General features: G+C 45.4%; 14 protein-coding genes and 1 riboswitch. All 14 genes read right to left on the bottom strand.

Features of this window, described 5'->3' with window-relative positions:
• Positions 1–528: 528 nt before the first annotated feature.
• Positions 529–1,269, bottom strand: a complete 741-nt coding sequence (locus LI091_RS16835) for a tRNA1(Val) (adenine(37)-N6)-methyltransferase (RefSeq protein ID WP_059086497.1) — start codon at positions 1,267–1,269, stop codon at positions 529–531.
• Positions 1,259–2,152, bottom strand: coding sequence for a PSP1 domain-containing protein (locus LI091_RS16830; RefSeq protein ID WP_015526579.1), 894 nt, complete (start codon positions 2,150–2,152; stop codon positions 1,259–1,261). Before LI091_RS16830 ends, LI091_RS16835 begins: the two co-directional genes overlap by 11 nt.
• 1 nt (position 2,153) lies before the next feature.
• A complete protein-coding gene (holB, locus tag LI091_RS16825; protein WP_015526578.1) occupies positions 2,154–3,143 on the bottom strand; it encodes a DNA polymerase III subunit delta' in 990 nt (329 codons plus the stop codon).
• A gap of 101 nt (positions 3,144–3,244) precedes the next feature.
• Positions 3,245–3,832 (bottom strand): hypothetical protein, encoded by a 588-nt coding sequence (locus tag LI091_RS16820; protein ID WP_021651241.1) that lies wholly within the window; start codon positions 3,830–3,832, stop codon positions 3,245–3,247.
• 76 nt (positions 3,833–3,908) lie between these two features.
• Entirely contained in the window at positions 3,909–5,348 is a 1,440-nt protein-coding gene (locus tag LI091_RS16815; protein ID WP_265191388.1) for an aminotransferase class I/II-fold pyridoxal phosphate-dependent enzyme, read from the bottom strand.
• 313 nt (positions 5,349–5,661) lie between these two features.
• On the bottom strand, positions 5,662–6,198 hold the full coding sequence (locus LI091_RS16810) for a Uma2 family endonuclease (protein ID WP_022426158.1): 537 nt from the start codon (positions 6,196–6,198) through the stop codon (positions 5,662–5,664).
• Positions 6,199–6,298: 100 nt separating this feature from the next.
• Positions 6,299–6,988, bottom strand: coding sequence for a response regulator transcription factor (locus LI091_RS16805; RefSeq protein ID WP_015526575.1), 690 nt, complete (start codon positions 6,986–6,988; stop codon positions 6,299–6,301).
• On the bottom strand, positions 6,981–8,078 hold the full coding sequence (locus tag LI091_RS16800) for a sensor histidine kinase (RefSeq protein ID WP_265191387.1): 1,098 nt from the start codon (positions 8,076–8,078) through the stop codon (positions 6,981–6,983). Before LI091_RS16800 ends, LI091_RS16805 begins: the two co-directional genes overlap by 8 nt.
• A gap of 474 nt (positions 8,079–8,552) precedes the next feature.
• The gene (metK, locus tag LI091_RS16795; protein WP_015526574.1) at positions 8,553–9,740 is read right to left on the bottom strand and encodes a methionine adenosyltransferase; all 1,188 of its coding nucleotides are present in this window, start codon (positions 9,738–9,740) and stop codon (positions 8,553–8,555) included.
• 86 nt (positions 9,741–9,826) lie between these two features.
• Positions 9,827–9,928, bottom strand: a riboswitch (SAM riboswitch).
• Positions 9,929–10,115: 187 nt separating this feature from the next.
• Positions 10,116–11,702, bottom strand: a complete 1,587-nt coding sequence (locus LI091_RS16790) for a pilin N-terminal domain-containing protein (protein ID WP_118368785.1) — start codon at positions 11,700–11,702, stop codon at positions 10,116–10,118.
• Complete coding sequence (locus tag LI091_RS16785; RefSeq protein ID WP_173758394.1) at positions 11,692–12,609, bottom strand: class C sortase; 918 nt, start codon at positions 12,607–12,609, stop codon at positions 11,692–11,694. The genes LI091_RS16790 and LI091_RS16785 overlap by 11 nt, the downstream gene beginning before the upstream one ends.
• A gap of 3 nt (positions 12,610–12,612) precedes the next feature.
• On the bottom strand, positions 12,613–13,473 hold the full coding sequence (locus tag LI091_RS16780; protein ID WP_244095965.1) for a class C sortase: 861 nt from the start codon (positions 13,471–13,473) through the stop codon (positions 12,613–12,615).
• 160 nt (positions 13,474–13,633) lie between these two features.
• On the bottom strand, positions 13,634–15,079 hold the full coding sequence (locus LI091_RS16775; RefSeq protein WP_265191386.1) for a SpaH/EbpB family LPXTG-anchored major pilin: 1,446 nt from the start codon (positions 15,077–15,079) through the stop codon (positions 13,634–13,636).
• 68 nt (positions 15,080–15,147) lie between these two features.
• Positions 15,148–17,605 (bottom strand): SpaA isopeptide-forming pilin-related protein (locus LI091_RS16770; protein ID WP_265191385.1); only part of this gene is annotated, 2,458 nt, incomplete at its 5' end.

Below are 17,605 nucleotides of genomic sequence, written 5' to 3'. Positions count from 1 at the left end.
CTACGCTGTGCCGATGTTGTTTTATTTCTTCACTTTCTCAGTGATTCACTTCTGGCAAGGTGTCTGTATTCTTCGATACTCAGCGCACTACGCTGTGCCGATGTTGTTTTATTTCTTCACTTTCTCAGTGATTCACTTCTGGCAAGGTGTCTGTATGCTTCGATACTCAGCGCACTATGCGTTGCGATCTCTCGCTTTGAATCTCAGGCGAGGGGAGGCAGGCTGCTGGTGGTGACGTTAGCGGAGCCCCCGTCAGCGAGGTGAGGATAGCTGCTGCCACCGAGCGCACTGTTTGAGCGAAGCGAGTTTGCGCGAATGGCAGCAAACCGGCGCCGCAGCCGAGCAGGGGGCGCAGCGTGTCACCACCAGCAGCCTGCCTCCCCTCGCCGTCCCTTCACCAACCGAAGTACCACAGCCACCACTACCTCCCAGCCATCCAGCGCAGCGCCGATGGCCCAAAACCTCCCGAGCAGCCACCCCAATCTCTCACAACCGGGGCAGCCACCCTAAGCCACAACATCACAACATTCACACCATCCGATACAACTCCAAAACATCCTCCGTATAAACCCCAGGCCGCTCATAAACCACCAGCGGCCGCTCAACCCGGATCCTGGAATTCCCGCCCTTACAAGCCTCGATCAACACCATATTCGGCTCCTTATCAATAAAAGGATACACCAGCTGCATCCTCTTAGGCTCCAGCTTATACTTCGTCAAAGTCGCCATCAGCTCCACCAGCCGAAACGGCCTGTGCACCAGAAAAAACCGCCCCCGGTCCTTCAGGACCCGGGCAGCCTGACAAGCCACATCATCAAACGAACACAAAATCTCATGCCTCGCGATCGCCTTCGGAAGATGCGGATTCGTCAACCCATGCTGCCCGATCATATACGGCGGATTACACGTCACCACATCAAAAGAAGCCGCCCCAAAAATCCCGGCAGCCTCCCTGATATCACCCTCAACGATCCGAACCCTGTCCTCAAGACCATTATACCTCACACTACGGTCAGCCATCTCCGCACACTCATGCTGGATCTCCAGCCCCGTGAAATGCTCCCCATCCGTACGATCAGAAAGCAAGATCGGAATGATCCCCGTACCGGTCCCCATATCCAGCGCAACCTCACCCCTCTTCACCCGGGCAAAACCAGACAACAGAACCGCATCCATCCCAAAGCAAAACTTCTTCGGATCCTGGATCACAAACAACCCATTCTGAAGATCATCCACACGCTCACCGCAATAAACCAGATCACTTCTCATTCGGCTTCGAATCTCCCTTTTTAACCTCTTTCTCCTCGTGGTCAGCAGAACCACCCTTACCCTTTTTTCTCTTAGGGCGGAACCTCAGATCACGGACCGGAAACTCCTGGATCTCCTTCTCGTCATTCACCTCAACCACGATCTTAACCATCTGCCTGAGAACATTCACACTCTGGACCGTACCCGAAACACCCTGCGGCGTCGTTACCATATCACCGATACCCGGAAGATTCCGGTTCAGCTCCTCATAAGTCTCCTGCTCATTCTTCAGACAGCACATCAGACGACCACAGACACCAGAAATCTTCGTCTGGTTCAGAGAAAGATTCTGCTCCTTCGCCATCTTGATGGAAACCGGCGCAAACTCCGAAAGATACGTATGACAGCAAAGCGTCCTTCCACAGATACCAATACCGCCAAGGATCTTCGTCTCATCACGGACACCGATCTGACGAAGCTCGATCCTGGTCTTAAACACAGACGCCAGATCCTTAACCAGCTGCCGGAAATCAATACGGCCATCCGCTGTAAAATAAAACAGCACCTTGTTATTATCAAAGGTATACTCCGCATCGATCAGCTTCATATCAAGCTCATGCTCACGGATCTTCTTCTTACAGATCTTAAAAGCCTCTTTCTCCTTCTGGCGGTTCTCAGCCTCATGATCCTCGTCCTCCTTCGTTGCAACACGGAGAACCTCCTTCAGCGGATGGACCACTTCGTCCTCCTTCACGCTGCGCGGCTCCAGGACAACACGGCCATACTCCACACCACGGGCAGTCTCCACGATCACATGATCGCCGACCTTCACCTTATAATTCTTAGGATTAAAATAATAAATCTTACCAACGTTACGAAATCTGACTCCAACTACCTTTTCCATTCTATTTCTCCCTAATTGTCAGGAACAGGAGCTCCAGGGCAAGTTCGAGATTAACATTGGCACGGAGACGCACCTTCGTCTTCTCCAGTGCCTCAAGGATTTTTTCGATATTCTCATAAGAACGCTCGCTGGCCTGCTCTCTGATAAAATTAATCTCCTGTTTAAAAACCAGGTTGTCAATTTCCCTTGTTGCCTTAAACATCAGAACATCGCGGAACCAGAACTGGAAAATATCCAGATAATCATTGATATTATTCTTATCAGCAGTCAAAGTCTTGATCGCCTCTGTCAGCTCATAAACCTCCATGGAATTGGCATATTTCAAAATCTTCAGGGCATTGGCCGTCATATCCGCAAACTCCTGAGAAGTCGCAGCCTCCTTCGCCTTGCCGATACTACCCTGCGCATAAGACGCATCGATCTCAGCCTGATAATCCGGCACCTGAAGATGCTCCATCAGATATTCCTTCACAAGACTGTCATCCACCACCTTCAAATCCAGACGCACACATCTGGAACGGATCGTAGGAAGAAGACTGTCGATATTGCTTGTCAGCAGCATGATCACCGCATATTCCGGCGGTTCCTCGATAGTTTTCAAAATGGCATTCTGCGCCTGCACCGTCATCATCTCCGCATCCGGAATGATATAGATCTTATACGGACTGCAGTACGGCTTGATATCCACATCACGCACAACCTGGTCACGCACCTCGTCAATGCTGATGCTTCCAGGTTTCTCATGAGTTACTGTAATGATATCCGGATGATTCTTGCCGATCACCTTCTTACAGGAATCACAAGTCATACACGGTTCAGACTCTCCCGATTCACACTGCAGCGCTGCCGCAAAAGTCCCCGCAAGAAGCTTCTTGCCGGATCCCGGTTCCCCTGTAAAAATATAAGAGTGGGATACCTTCCCTGTCTCTATCGCATTCTTCAAATGCCTGATTATATCGTCATGGCCGATGATGTCATGAAATCCTGCCATAAGAATCACCTCTTTCTGCCTTTTGTGCCCTCCGTTATACCCGGCGGACATCTTTCAACTAATTATAACATAATCTTCTGTATAAAAAAAACTATTTTTCCTTATTGTACAGATTTTATATAATTTACGATCTCCTTCACACATTCATCCAGATTATGATTCTCAAAACGCTTCCATATACCTGCTTTAAGAATATTTTCCTCGGAAAAATCATTCTGGTCTGCAAGAAAACGCCTGCACATCTCCTCGTACTTCGGCACCTCCTGGGTCTTCTCCCTGGCAAGCGCACGCTCCAGACGCTCTCCGTCTTCCACCTCTATATAAATAGGCCACATCACTTCATTGCCGTAATACTCCCGGAGCCTCACAAAAGACTCCAGTGTACCGATCCCCAGATAGCTGTCATTACCCACAGACACCTGCCCGTCATCCGCAGTAAAATATGTCCACGGCCCGTAAACTGTCTGATAAGTACGCGCCTCGATCAGCTTCCCGTTTCTTCGGAACTCCTTCAGTTTATTCTCATCTGCAAAAAAATATTCTCTTCCGTTCTCCTCTCCATCCCGGATCGGACGGGTAGTATAGATCACAAGCCGCTTAAGCCCCAGCTCCTGATTCCCCTCCAGCTGTCTGTAAATACTGTCCTTACCGGAAGAGCTTTTTCCCATAATGTAAAAAATCTTTCCCATATGTCTCCTCTGCTGCATATGCGTTACTATACACGCTCTGATCCGTAATACACAGATCCGTCTGCTGCCACGCACCTCACATCTCATTTCTCACAACACACACCGTCTCACTGGTCTGGTCGCTCAGGCCCTGGACCTCAAAGCCCTGTTCCAGGTATCTTCTCACATTTTTTACGAAATGTCCAGAAATCTGTTCCCCCGGAACGATCAGCGGGATCCCCGGCGGATAAAGATACGCAAACTCCCCGGACGTCCGTCCGATACACTCATCCAGCGGACACCGCTCACTCTCCGCATCCATAGCCTGGGAAATTCGCATGATCTGCTTCATTTTTCCGTTTTTCAAAGGCTCCTTCTCCACAGCCTCTTCTCTGTATTTTAACGATTCACGGCGGTCGATTTCTTCAATAGCATCACAAAGCCGCTCAAAACCCTCCGCCGTATCACCCACAGCTGCCAGCGCCAGCACATAATTCTCCGCCTCCATCTCCATTTCCAGATGAAACTCCCTCCGGAGGATCTGATGCAGCTCCCGGCCGTTCAGCGAACTGTTCACAGTAGAAAGCAATATCTTGGATCTGTCAAAATCAAAAACCCTCTGGCACTCACAGGCCTGCGGCGTTACCAGCCGGATATACTTACACTCGGAAAGACGCCTGCGTGCTTTTTCCAGATTCTCCGTAAACACACGGAACATCTCATCCCCCTCACGCTCCAGCTTATCCATGCACGCATCAATGCTGCTCATAAGAATATAAGAAGGACTGCTGCTCTGATAGATTCCCAGAAAACGCTTCAGTTTTTCCCGGCTCACACGATCACTGCACAGGTGGATCACCCCCGTCTGGGTCAGACAGGGCAGCGTCTTATGCACACTGTTGATCACCACATCCGCACCAAGCTGCGCCGCAGACACCGGAAAATAATCCGAAAACCGAAAATGCGCCCCGTGAGCCTCATCCACGATCAGCGGCACACCATAGTGATGCGCGATCTCCGCGATCCTAGCCACATCCGACACGATCCCGTCATAAGTCGGCGAAGTGATCAGTACCGCCTGGATCTCCGGATTTTCCGCCAGATACATTTCCACACGGCCGGGTGAAATCCCTCCGTTTATCCCCAATTTCGGATCCTCATGTGGATAAATATACGTGGCACTCAGCTCCCGCAGATAAATTGCATGGTAAACCGCCTTATGGCAGTTCCTTGCCACCAGGATCTGTCCCCCCTTATCCACAGCCGCAGACACCGCCGCCAGGATCGCCCCGGAGCTTCCATTAATACTGTAAAAACTCTCCGGCACACCATAAAGCCGTGCGACATCCTCCTGCGCCCTTTTCAAAATATCCTCAGCATGATGCAGGTTATCAAACCCGTCAATCTCCGTAATATCACTCTCCACCGGAAAATCCCCCTCCACAGCCAGCGGATTCCTCTTATGCCCCGGCATATGAAACGGATAAAAATCACTCTTACCGTACGCTTCCAGTTTCTTGTATAATCTGTCTTCCATAGTTCGTCCTTTCAAAAAATCCACCTCTGTTACTTTCCCCATATCAATATCATAGTTAGTTTCATTATACCTGAAACGAATTTTTCTGTCACTGACGATTATCCATATTTCAGATTTTTGCATCTAAGTCGGATGTATACCGTGGTAAATTTTCGCAGTAAACAGGTTGACAAAATATCATCTCGCACATATAATAATTTCAGAATCAAAAAACACTTTGTGTTTTTGTAAGGACGGCGTTGCGACGGCGTTCTATTTTTTTGCTAAAAAACAAGGAGGGGCTATCACCAGACGATATTCCCCTCCATTTTTATCACATCTCAGCAAAATCGATCCTCAGCTCCTCATAGATTCCCACCTTGATCGAATCCTGAAATGTATACTGCTCCGTATCCTCATTTTCAAAATCATACACCATTACCAGCTTCTTCACAGGATCCACGATCCAGTACTCTCTCACACCGGCAGTCCTGTATTTAAACAGCTTGGTATAATAATCCATACGCCTGCTCGCCGGAGAAACGATCTCGATGATCCAGTCCGGAGCCCCCTTGCATCCCCTGTCATCCAGCTTATCCGGATCACAGATAACAGAAACATCCGGTTCCACATAAGTATTCGTCTTCTCATCCAGATACACCGCAAACGGTGCGGCAAACACCTCACATTTCCCCTTGTTAGAATCTATATAGTTACCTATCTTTCTGGACAAGATACTTGAAATCCTCTGATGCATCGTATTCGGCGGCGCCATATAATAAATATGTCCATCGATCAGTTCCGCTCTTTCACCCTCCGGCAAAGCATAAATATCCTCTATCGTATAAATTCTTTCCCTCAACAGCGGCATATCTCCACTCCTCTCAAAAGCACCCGACAGATCATACACCATCATTCCGATCTGCACTCATACCCCTGCAGCAGCTCCATCCGAAGCCTTCCCCGCAGGCTCACACCTTAAACCGGTACCCCACACCCCAGATCGTCTCAATATACTGAGGCTTGGCCGTATTAAACTCGATCTTTTCACGGATCTTCTTGATATGCACCGTAACCGTAGCGATATCACCCACAGACTCCATATCCCAGATCTCCCGGAAAAGCTCCTCCTTTGTAAAAACCCTGTTCGGATTCTCAGCCAGAAAAGTCAAAAGATCAAACTCCTTGGTCGTAAACGTCGTCTCCTCACCATTGACCCACACACGCCTGGCCGTCTTATCGATCTTAATACCACGGATCTCGATCACATCATTCTTATGCACATTGGAACCAACCAGCCGGTTATAACGCTCCATATGCGCCTTCACACGTGCAACCAGCTCACTTGGGCTGAACGGCTTGGTCATATAATCATCCGCACCAAGACCCAGTCCCCGGATCTTATCGATATCATCCTTCTTGGCCGAAACCATAATGATCGGCGTATTCTTCTCCTCACGGACCTGCCGGCAGATATCAAAGCCATCCACCTCCGGAAGCATCAGATCCAGGATGATCAGATCAAACTCCTCCTTCATGGCACGTACAAGCCCCGTATCACCACGGTTCTCGATCTCCACCTCAAAACCCGAAAGCTCCAGATAATCCTTCTCCAGATCCGCGATCGCTTCCTCATCCTCTATGATCAAAATCCTACTCATTCATCGGCACCTCCTGATATTTTCTGAGAACAAAATACATGATCGTTCCGATCCCCAGCCGGCTTATGGCCCAGACCTTTCCACCATGATCCTCCATGATCTTCTTTACGATGGAAAGTCCGATACCGCTTCCTCCCTTGGAAGAATTTCTGGAAACATCGGTACGGTAAAAACGGTCAAAAATATACGGCAGATCCTTGGCGGCAATACCCTTGCCGTTATCCTCGATCTCCACCTGGATAAAATCACCCACATCCTTCACCCGAAGCTGGATGATCCCCCTTGGCTTCTCCATATACTTAATGGCATTACTCACGATATTATGGATCACACGGCGGATCTGCTCACCATCCGCAATAACCTGCACACCCTTCTCCACATAATTGGCATACACAAGCTCGATCCCCCTGGTCTCCATCTCAAGCCCAAGCTCCTCCGCACAATCCGAAAAATAATCCTCCACATTCAGCTTGCTGAACGTATACGGAATACGGTTGGTATCGATCTTGGAATAAAAGGTCAGCTCATTGATCAGATGATCCATCTCATTGGTCTTATTATAAATGGTACGCACATACCGGTCCATCTTCTCCGGCGTATCCGCCACACCATCCATGATTCCCTCCACATAACCCTTCACCGCAGTGATCGGCGTCTTCAGATCATGGGAAATATTGCTGATCAGCTCCTTATTCTCCTTATCCATCAGGATCTTCTCTTCCGTGGACTCCTTCAGACGCTTACGCATCTCCTCAAAATCCTGGCAAAGCTGGGAAAATTCATCATTCCCCTCAACCTCCAGCACAAAATCCAGATTCCCCTCCTTGATGTTCTTGGTAGCCTTCTTAAGCTTCACCAGCGGAACCGCAATGCTCCGATAGATCCACAGCCCTACGGACAACGCAGTAAAAACAAGGATGATCGTTGCGGTCAGGATCATATCCTTGGCCATCAGCTTCACCTGGCTGCTGCTCTCCTGCACATGCTTCGCCTGCGTCTGGCTGAACCCGTACAGACTTGCGGAAAAAAGAAGAAGCGGCAGCAGGATGATCGCAACGAAGCCCACAATAATACGTGTTTTTAACTTCATCTGTATCTCCGTCCTTTATAAATTCACACATTCACATACACGTATTATAACATAAACTATATTCCCTATCTCTAAATTTTCTATAAAAAACCCCATCTTCCAGCATCAGTATTATTCCATTTTGTTCTAAACTATGCTATCATATTTTTGTTGTCCACCCGATACCCGGCAACGGGAGGAGGTGAGTTCTTTTGGAAATTATTATCTCTTTTCTTGTTTCCTGCATGGCAAACATAACTGCCTATTACGTTTGCAAATGGCTAGACGGCAACAAGTAGGACAACGCTAACCTAGTGGTTTCTTGTCCACTATAAAAAATTAGAAGAAGCCCCCGGTATTGGCACTACCGGGGGCTTCACTCTTTGTTCTTTTGGAACTATTACTATCTCTTTTGCCTAATGGCATTATATCATATGCATTTCTTAAAATCAATATTCCTGCCAAAAGGATATATAAATATTTTTTTTGACTCTCTTACAGATACTTCTTCAGAGTCTCAACCTTGTCCAGATGCTCCCATGGAAGATCAACATCTGTACGGCCGAAATGACCATAAGCAGCAGTCTGCTTGTAGATCGGACGGCGAAGGTCAAGCATCTTGATGATACCAGCCGGACGAAGATCAAAATTCTCACGAACGATCTCAACAAGCTTAGTCTCAGAAAGCTTACCTGTTCCGAAGGTATTCACACTGACAGAAGTCGGATGCGCAACACCGATTGCATAGGAAAGCTGGATCTCACACTTGTCAGCAAGACCGGCTGCAACAATGTTCTTTGCAACATAACGTGCAGCATAAGCAGCAGAACGGTCAACCTTTGTGCAGTCCTTACCGGAGAAAGCACCGCCGCCGTGACGTCCTGTTCCGCCGTAGGTATCAACGATGATCTTACGACCTGTCAGACCACTGTCACCGTGAGGTCCGCCGATAACAAAACGACCTGTCGGATTGATGAAATACTTCGTATCCGCATCAACCATATCAGCCGGAATGATCGCATCAAAAACATACTTCTTAATATCCTCATGGATCTGCTCCTGAGTAACATCCGGATCATGCTGTGTAGAGCATACAACAGCATCGATTCTCTTCGGCTTGCCGGCCTCATCATACTCAACAGTAACCTGAGTCTTTCCATCTGGTCTTAAATATTTCAGAGTGCCGTCCTTACGAACCTTTGTCAGCTGCTGAGCAAGCTTGTGAGCCATGTTGATGGCATATGGCATATACTCCTCAGTCTCATTGGAAGCATAACCAAACTGAAGACCCTGGTCACCGGCACCGATGGAATCCAGCTCGTCCTCATTCATATCGTCCTCTTTCTGCTCAAGAGCCTTGTCAACACCCATAGCGATATCTGTGGACTGCTTGTCAAGTGATGTGATAACCGCACAGGTATCTGCATCAAAGCCATAATCCGCATTGTCATATCCGATCTCACGGATAGTATCGCGAACGATCTTCTGGATATCAACATTAGCCTTGGTTGTGATCTCGCCCATAACAAGTACAAGACCTGTTGTAGTAGCAGTCTCGCAGGCAACACGGCTCATCGGATCCTGTGCCATCATAGCATCAAGGATCGCATCGGAAATAGAGTCGCAGACCTTGTCAGGATGACCCTCAGTTACAGATTCAGATGTAAATAAAATTTTCTCCATGATCTTCTCCTTTTGTAATAAAACAATGGTTATATACATAAAAAACAGCCCGTACAATCCGGACTGTTTAAATTCTGTAAACAATCCTCTTATTGTTCGATTGCTCGCTCAGGTTGGCACCTTCCTGGGTTATCCGGGGTTGCCGTGGCTTCATAGATCCTTTGTATCTCCACCACTCTGAATAAAAGGCTATCTTTTATGAAATTTGCTGCAACACATACAATATACTTATCATACCAAAATGTCAAGAGCAATTTTCGAGAAAAAATATCACCCGCTGCTTTTTCATCCCCAATACGTAAATATTTCAAAAAAGAACCGGGCGTCCACATCGCCCGGTTCTTCCATCGATCATCCTTCAGAATGATCCGTTATTTATTTTTTCTTCTTTCTCTTAACTCCATAAGCTGCACCACCGCCAACAATGATCGCTGCTGCAAGGATTCCAACCCATACGCCGATCGGTGTATCATCGCCGGTCTTTACAGAACGTCTTGCTGTACCACTGGTATCGTTCGGAGCAGTTCCGCCCGCTGTACCATTATTCGGGATCGGAGTGATCCGATCATTTCCACCATGATTTGTTCCAGGTGTAACAGTCGGAATCGGTGTCGGCTCGGAAGAAAGACTGTTGGTGATCTCTTTTGTTACAGTATATCGGTTATCATTATTCAGTGTAACCTCACCCTGACCGGTAACTGTATACTTAAAGGTATCATCATCAACCGGATTTCCATCCTTATCCGTCTCCAGAACAGTATACGTAACACTGTTGATCTCCTGATCCTTTGGAAGATCCAACATTACCTGAACACTATCATTCTGTTTCAGAGTCACTACCTTCTCAAGCGTCAGCTCACCGTTACTCTCAGTGGAGAACACACCTGCATAGAACGTATCATCCACAGTAGAAGCAACACCATCGATCATCACATTCTTCTTAATGTTGATAAATCCGTTACGGCTGAATATATCGGAAATCTTTGTATAATAGTTATTTACATAAGCCGCTGCCTCAGTAGCACCACTATCTCCACCGATCACAACCTGATTGGACTTCTCTTCACTCTCACCATTCGGCTTCGTTACATTGTAGTAGTAAAGATTCTCCTCATCCACCTCGATCTTCGTATTCTGCTGAAGAAGATTTCCATCCTCATCCAGCTCAAATACATAATAGGTGCCATCCGGAACATCCGTCCATGTAGCTGTACCACTGGAAGCATTCTGGATATGGATATCCTGTAAATAATCATCACGGAACGGGATCGTACCTTCCGGATCCGAAAAAACGCCAACCTTATAAGTTACATCCTCTTTCGTTTCCAGAGGAATCACATTGTCGTTCTCATCAACATTATAGATCCTCTTCGTAACCTGGATCTGTGTATGCTTCTGCGGATTACTTACAGACTTCGGATAAGCCTGTACATCGTACATCCAGCCCTGCTCCTGATCTGCAAAAGGAACGGAGATCAGCATCGGTGAAACCATAACACTGCTATTTCCATCTGTCTGCACCACCAGGTACATACCCTCAGCCAAATCAGCGAAAGTCATATTTCCCTCTGCATCAGAGGACTTGGACATACCCCACACATCCACGCTTCCGCTGACGATCATAGCCGCCAGCTTCTCTGCCGCTTCATACCAGCCGTCAGCCGTCGTGATGGAATCAAAATCGATTGCTGCGGCAGCCAGTGCCTCATCCAGCACGAAATGCACATTGCCATCAAAATTCACACTGCCAACCTTGTAGATCGTCAGCCCTACATCCGGCAGCGGAGTCTGGTTTCCCTCCTCATCCGCCTGCTGAACCGTCAACGTCAGATTACCTGTTTTTCCAGCTTCATAATCCCCGGCGAAAACCGGCTGCAAAACACTCGTGACCAGCATAGCCGTCAGCATCAGAACAGCCAGAAGGCTCCGGAATATTTTCCCTTGCTTTCTTCTATTTTTCATCGCTCTCTGCCTCCTCTTTCCTTTCTGAAAGCTGCTTCTTTTTCCGTTTTTTGTCCCTATGACGGACGATCAGATAAATCAGCAGGATCAGAACAACAAGCACTGCAGCGCCGCCGGCCAGAACCCTCTTCGGATCCACAACAGCAAGCTTCTGCGGTATCGTTTCGTCATTCTTTGTATCTTCCACCACATATTTCGTCCGCACTCCCCGGACAAGAAGCCTGTGGGTGTTAACTCCATAAGGGGTACACGTGATCAGAGTCACATGATCTTCACCCTCGATAATATCCAAGTCACTGGTCTCATCCGGAAGCACCGTCTTGATCTGATCCACCTTGTAGGCCAGATGCTTGCCAAGAATGTGCAGGATAAAAATATCTCCCTTTTCCATCTGATCCAGATCTGTAAAAAGCTTTGCGTTAGGAAGACCTCGATGCGCCGCCAGAACCGCATGGGTGCTCTTGCCTCCGATGGGAAGGCTGGTACCCTCCACATGACCGACACCCTTTTCCAGGACCGTTTTGCTCAGTCCATGATAGATCGCCAGTCTGGCTTTGATCTTCGGGATCTCGATACTCCCCATCAGACCATCACCGTTCGGATCCAGAACCCTGTCATAAGGATGACTCAGCTCATAAGTATCCTCTTCCTCAAAAGCATCTACAATGGCATTCACCGGATGCTCGGCATTATACTCCTTCGCCTCTTTCCACAGCCTGTCATAGTCGTTGTCCGAAAGCTCCGTTACCGCTTCCTCGTACTTACTGACCAGCTGGGCATTTCGATACTGGTTCCACATATCACTGATCGTGGGATAAAGGAACACACCCGCCCCCGCCAGAAACACCAGGGCAATCATGATGTTCAGGACAACATTACTCTTTTTCTTTTTTTTCTTTTTAGCCATAAATCATTTCCTGCGTCGTTTTTTGTTCTGAACAGAATTGATACCGGCAACCAGGATCACCGCGATCACAATTCCGATCACAACACAGAGAGCAAGCATCGGAAGCGTCGGATTGGTGATTCCGGTAACCTTCTTCTCTGTTTTCTGAACCGCCTTCGCAGCCTTCATCGGAACTCTGTGTCCCCTCACCAGAAGTCTGTGCGTATTCACCGCATAAGGCGTACACGTAACCAGCGTTACATAATCATCCCCATCCGTGATACCCAGAGACTCTGTCTGCTCCGGAAGAACGGTAAGAATCTGATCCACCTCGTAGGCAAGCGTCTTACCCAGCACATGCAGGTAAAAAACATCTCCCTCTTCCACAAGATTCAGATCTGTAAAAAGTTTCGCACTTGGAAGACCTCTGTGTGCCGACAAAATACAATGGGTACTCTTGCCGCCAACCGGAAGACTGCTGCCGAACAAATGACCAGCGCCCTTCTCCAGAGTCTCATCTGTCGTGTAATGATAGATTGGAATGCTCACATCGATCACAGGAATCTCCACATACCCCATCATTCCATCACCATTCAGGTTCAGAAGAGACTCATATGTACTGTCCGTCTGGCCATCCCTCACGGAAAAAGCATCCGGCACACTTTCCTGCTTGATCTGTTCGTTATACTCCTGAGCTGCCTTCCACATACTGTCAATCTTCTCCGAATTATCATCCGAAGAAACACTGCTGCTATAATTACTGATCAGCAGGCTGTCCCTGTACCGGTTCCAGGCATCACTGACCATTGGATACAGCAGTATGGACAACCCTATCAGAAACAGCAAACCAAGTCCAATATATTTTTTCTTCTTATTCTTTCTCATAGGTTTCTCCATACTGTTGTATTTACCACTCCCGGCCCCCGAAGGGGCCGGGCGGTAATGATTTCTTCAACAGAATAATCAGAAACTATTCTGTTTTAATACTTGCTTTGTCGTTGCTTATAAATAATTTTTGAATTGAATCAATCCGGCAATCAAACGATTACTCCTCAGATCCTTTTCTGCGGCTGATGAAGAAAGCACCAGCAGCGCCAGCCATAACTACAACACCGATGATAGTGAAGAGGTATGTTCCCATGCCACCTGTGGATGGAAGGGAGTTGAGTTTGGTATCATTTAAGCCCCCTTCATTATACAATTTAGCGGTAGCAACTTCTCCGTCTACAGTAAGTGTAAGTGTCTTACCATCTGTATTAATAGAATATCCTTTTGGTGCTTTTGTTTCTTCAAAGTGATAAGAACCAACATCTAAACCTTCTACGTCAATATAACCATTTGCATCTGTCACAAGTATTGATTTAGCATCTTCTGCATCTGGAGCATATTTATATTTTCCAGTTTTTTCTTCCTTTACGAACGTTAACGGTACTTCTTCTCCATCTTTATACAATACAAACTCAGCACCTTCCAATGCCTTATTCACATCACCATCGCCATATTTCATCAGAACTAATTCTCCAGTAAATAACTTAACCGGAACATTATTTCCGCCGTAATCTACACCTGCTGCATGGCTACCTGCTTTATTTTCTACTGTTGTTTCATTTACTTTTACGGTATAAGTAACTGTAATTTTCTTTCCAGCATTCGGATTAGCTTTATCTGCAACTAATTCACCTAAATTAACAGTAAATCCATTGCCTTTATCATTTACTACGATTTCACCAACCTGGCCATTTTTGCCTTCCATTGTTACACTATTAACAGCATTTGGTCCTGTTAAATAGTAATCAGCACCAGTAATTTTATCAGTGATTGTAAATGTTCTGTTCTCTGTATTTGCTGCATCAATAAAAGGTACATATGCTTCGATTGTATAAGTTACAATATCTCCAATTGCTACTACATGATCGGCATCTTCTGTTGTTTTATCTACAGATGTTGAAGATTTTTTAGCAATTACTTCTGTACCTGATAACGCTGGATATGGCTCGCCAAATCCTACATAAGCAGTTGCTGTTTTATAAGTATAGCCTTCCTCTTCTGCTTTAATTGCATAAATACCAGCATCACTTACTTCAATTTTTGTCTTATCTGTTAATACTGTGAATCTATTAAGTGCTGCAACTTTACTTAATGCTAAGTCAATATTTGCTGCTGTTACAGTTTTTGCTGTTACGCCAGTCGGTAAAACAACTGTAGGATCTTTAAACTTAATTAATCCCCAGATAACTTCCTGCTGTGCATCAGCGGAATCTGTCATTCCTAATGCTTCTATGAAGCATTCTCCTGCTCCATTCATAAATGCCCAACCAGAAGTTGTGCTCTCATCCTTTTGAATGATCTGCATATACTCAACACTGTCTGCCGTATTAAAACCTGTAAGTTTAATTGTAGCATTTCCATCTGCAAATACCGCTGTGCACATAGACAGTACCATAACCGCTGCCACTAATAATGCACCAATCTTTTTTAATAAATTTTTCATAAGGTTTGCTCCTTTCTTTCTCTGCATTTTTCTTTTTCACCCTTCATCGGCCATTTACAATTAATGTGTTACGATCTCTTTGCTTCTTCCTCCCTTCGTTTATTATTTATAAACAACAGGAGTGCAGTTGCAAGAATCGCTACACCACTGATTGTAAATCCATAAGTTCCCGGACCACCGGATTCTGGTAAGGAATAAAGTTTAGCATTTTTGATTGTTAAAACTTTATTCGTTTCATCCAAAGTCCACATCTCACTACTATTTGCTGCCTCACCATTTTCATTAACAAGTTCTACTTTTCCTAATGAGATTTTGAAACAAATACTGCTACCCAGTATTGAATATCCCTTCGGAGCGGTAGTCTCTGTCAGCCTATAAATACCCGATTTCAATTTGGTCAGTTCAATATCTGAATCCCCATTGATTACTTTTATACCATTCTGAATAGTTTTCCAATTATCACCATTTTTTATTTCCAAATTAAATTCAGAACCTGTTAATAGATGATTTTCTGTATCTGTCTTCTTCAGATCCAGTTTTGTTACTGCTTCGTTTGTGTAGGAAGCAACACCCTTCACACCACCATCAGTTTGTTTATACGTATAATTCTTAATGACATTATTTTTATTCGTGTCATAACCAAGTCTGAAAGTCAATGATTTGGATGTATCTGATTTAGATTTTTCGCAATCTGTCTGCCCGTCAACCTCAAATGCTTGAATTGTATATCCATCTGCTTCTACTTCCGTTACAGTGTAATATCCTCTTGGAAGATTCTCTAATTTTGCAACTCCACTAGTCTGATCAGCTTCAACTATCACCTTCAGCGGACTACCAGAAACAGCCTTTCCATCTGAATCCTCTACATTAAATTTAAACGTTCTGGCTTCTGTAGACGCTTCTGTCACATTCTTTATAATCTGAATCTGACCGCTGATAACATTGATTTTATAAATACCATATAGATTGTTATTACCAGGATTTTTCGCTGTCTCAGTTCCCACGAAATGTCCGTCTGTATTAGTTTTACTCGTATCCATTGATTCTGTTGGAGCAGTATAAGTTACTTCCAGATAATACTCAGTTCCATCATTAAGTGCAGTTTTTATTTCAGACTCATCGATGTTTGTTCTAACACCGTTGTCTTTTTTAAACCACTGTAATTTAATTAATGATGTACCATCCTCTTTTTTAGAATCTGTTTCGTTTACTGTACCATCTTTGTAAGATGTTGGTTTACTAGTGGCAAACAACTCATTCCGAATTTGCTCATCCATTGGTACGGAATCACCTTTGTAGATAGTAATCTCTTTATCCTTAACTACCAGATTAACTTTGACATTAACCGTAGGCTGATCCAATACTTTCTTCAAATCTCCTACGCTAATCTTAGAATCAGGGGAGACGTTGGTAGGAATATTGTTACCACCGATGAAACTATCTTTTGCTTTTACAGTAATGGTTCTACTCCAGCCATTTGTACCATCTGTCGTGTGTTTAATGGTCTGATCAGTCCACTGTACCTGATAAGTACCGTCATTACGCTTTGTTACAATCCCACCATTCTCTAATGTATATTTCCCACCTTCGAAATTGTTTTCGGTGATAACATTACCTCTATCTACAATTTCAAATCTACTGTCGATCACATCAGTAATTGTTGCACCGGTAATGTCAACGTTCTTATTAATTGTACTACTGATACTCTGGAAAATTTGTGTAAGCGATGCTGCATCATCTGCTGTTTTTGCGCAATCTGATGATGAAGCAATTCCTGGATACGTTTTGCCTTTATAATCACCACCAGACAAGAACGTCTTCGCGCGATCTCCTTCATCATTAAGTGCAAAGCCTATGGTGTATACTGTATATGGATCTTTTACCTTTGTCTTATTTCTTAGGCCTGTTCTTAATTCGCTTGCCTGAGTTTCAGCATTTTTTTGTGCAGTACTATTCCACTCAGCACCGCCTCCAGTCGGCTTACCATCGGTGAACAGAACCACATACTTAGGATTTGTATCAACCATAGCATCCAACTTGTTCTTTGCATCCTCAAGTCCTACCGCAGGATCCGTACCTCCATTCGCCTTCAAATCTTTAACGAAATTCTTAAGTTCCGTTACCTTTGCACTATCTGCAGTACCTACTTCTCCCAGACTTACAGATGTTCCATGATTACCATATGGTCTATTGTAGTCGTCAGTACTGCTAAATACAGTAATACCTATTTTACTATTCGGAGATTTCTTCGCTGTATCATCTATAAACTGATTTACAGCATTCTTAAGTGCATCAAGCCGGGTTTCTGTTGTGCTAGTTCTTGTATATATTTTACAATTATTATATTTGTCTTTCGCTGCATCATCTGATGAACCCCTCGGACCCACACGCCATCCTTTGTTATAATAAGAAGAATAATACCACATCTCCTTATAAGAACCATCCACCTCAATATAATACGTTACATTACGATTTAGGAAGATAAGCGGGAATCCTCGGTAATTCAATTGCCGAGATGAAAGCGTA

This window comes from Blautia sp. MSK20_18 (assembly GCF_020553125.1).
Classification (GTDB): Bacteria; Bacillota; Clostridia; order Lachnospirales; family Lachnospiraceae; genus Blautia_A; species Blautia_A fusiformis.
Note: the sequence above shows the minus strand (reverse complement) of the source record. Positions and strands in the feature narration are given on the sequence as shown.

What these genes read in the sequence shown, in the direction of transcription:
- LI091_RS16830 (WP_015526579.1), bottom strand. Translation starts at nt 2,152, where the DNA reads ATGGAAAAGGTAGTTGGAGTCAGATTTCGTAACGTTGGTAAGATTTAT.
- holB (WP_015526578.1), bottom strand. Translation starts at nt 3,143, where the DNA reads ATGGCAGGATTTCATGACATCATCGGCCATGACGATATAATCAGGCAT.
- LI091_RS16800 (WP_265191387.1), bottom strand. Translation starts at nt 8,078, where the DNA reads ATGAAGTTAAAAACACGTATTATTGTGGGCTTCGTTGCGATCATCCTG.
- metK (WP_015526574.1), bottom strand. Translation starts at nt 9,740, where the DNA reads ATGGAGAAAATTTTATTTACATCTGAATCTGTAACTGAGGGTCATCCT.
- LI091_RS16815 (WP_265191388.1), bottom strand. Translation starts at nt 5,348, where the DNA reads ATGGAAGACAGATTATACAAGAAACTGGAAGCGTACGGTAAGAGTGAT.
- LI091_RS16785 (WP_173758394.1), bottom strand. Translation starts at nt 12,609, where the DNA reads ATGGCTAAAAAGAAAAAAAAGAAAAAGAGTAATGTTGTCCTGAACATC.
- LI091_RS16835 (WP_059086497.1), bottom strand. Translation starts at nt 1,269, where the DNA reads ATGAGAAGTGATCTGGTTTATTGCGGTGAGCGTGTGGATGATCTTCAG.
- LI091_RS16810 (WP_022426158.1), bottom strand. Translation starts at nt 6,198, where the DNA reads ATGCCGCTGTTGAGGGAAAGAATTTATACGATAGAGGATATTTATGCT.
- LI091_RS16780 (WP_244095965.1), bottom strand. Translation starts at nt 13,473, where the DNA reads ATGAGAAAGAATAAGAAGAAAAAATATATTGGACTTGGTTTGCTGTTT.
- LI091_RS16775 (WP_265191386.1), bottom strand. Translation starts at nt 15,079, where the DNA reads ATGAAAAATTTATTAAAAAAGATTGGTGCATTATTAGTGGCAGCGGTT.
- LI091_RS16820 (WP_021651241.1), bottom strand. Translation starts at nt 3,832, where the DNA reads ATGGGAAAGATTTTTTACATTATGGGAAAAAGCTCTTCCGGTAAGGAC.
- LI091_RS16790 (WP_118368785.1), bottom strand. Translation starts at nt 11,702, where the DNA reads ATGAAAAATAGAAGAAAGCAAGGGAAAATATTCCGGAGCCTTCTGGCT.
- LI091_RS16805 (WP_015526575.1), bottom strand. Translation starts at nt 6,988, where the DNA reads ATGAGTAGGATTTTGATCATAGAGGATGAGGAAGCGATCGCGGATCTG.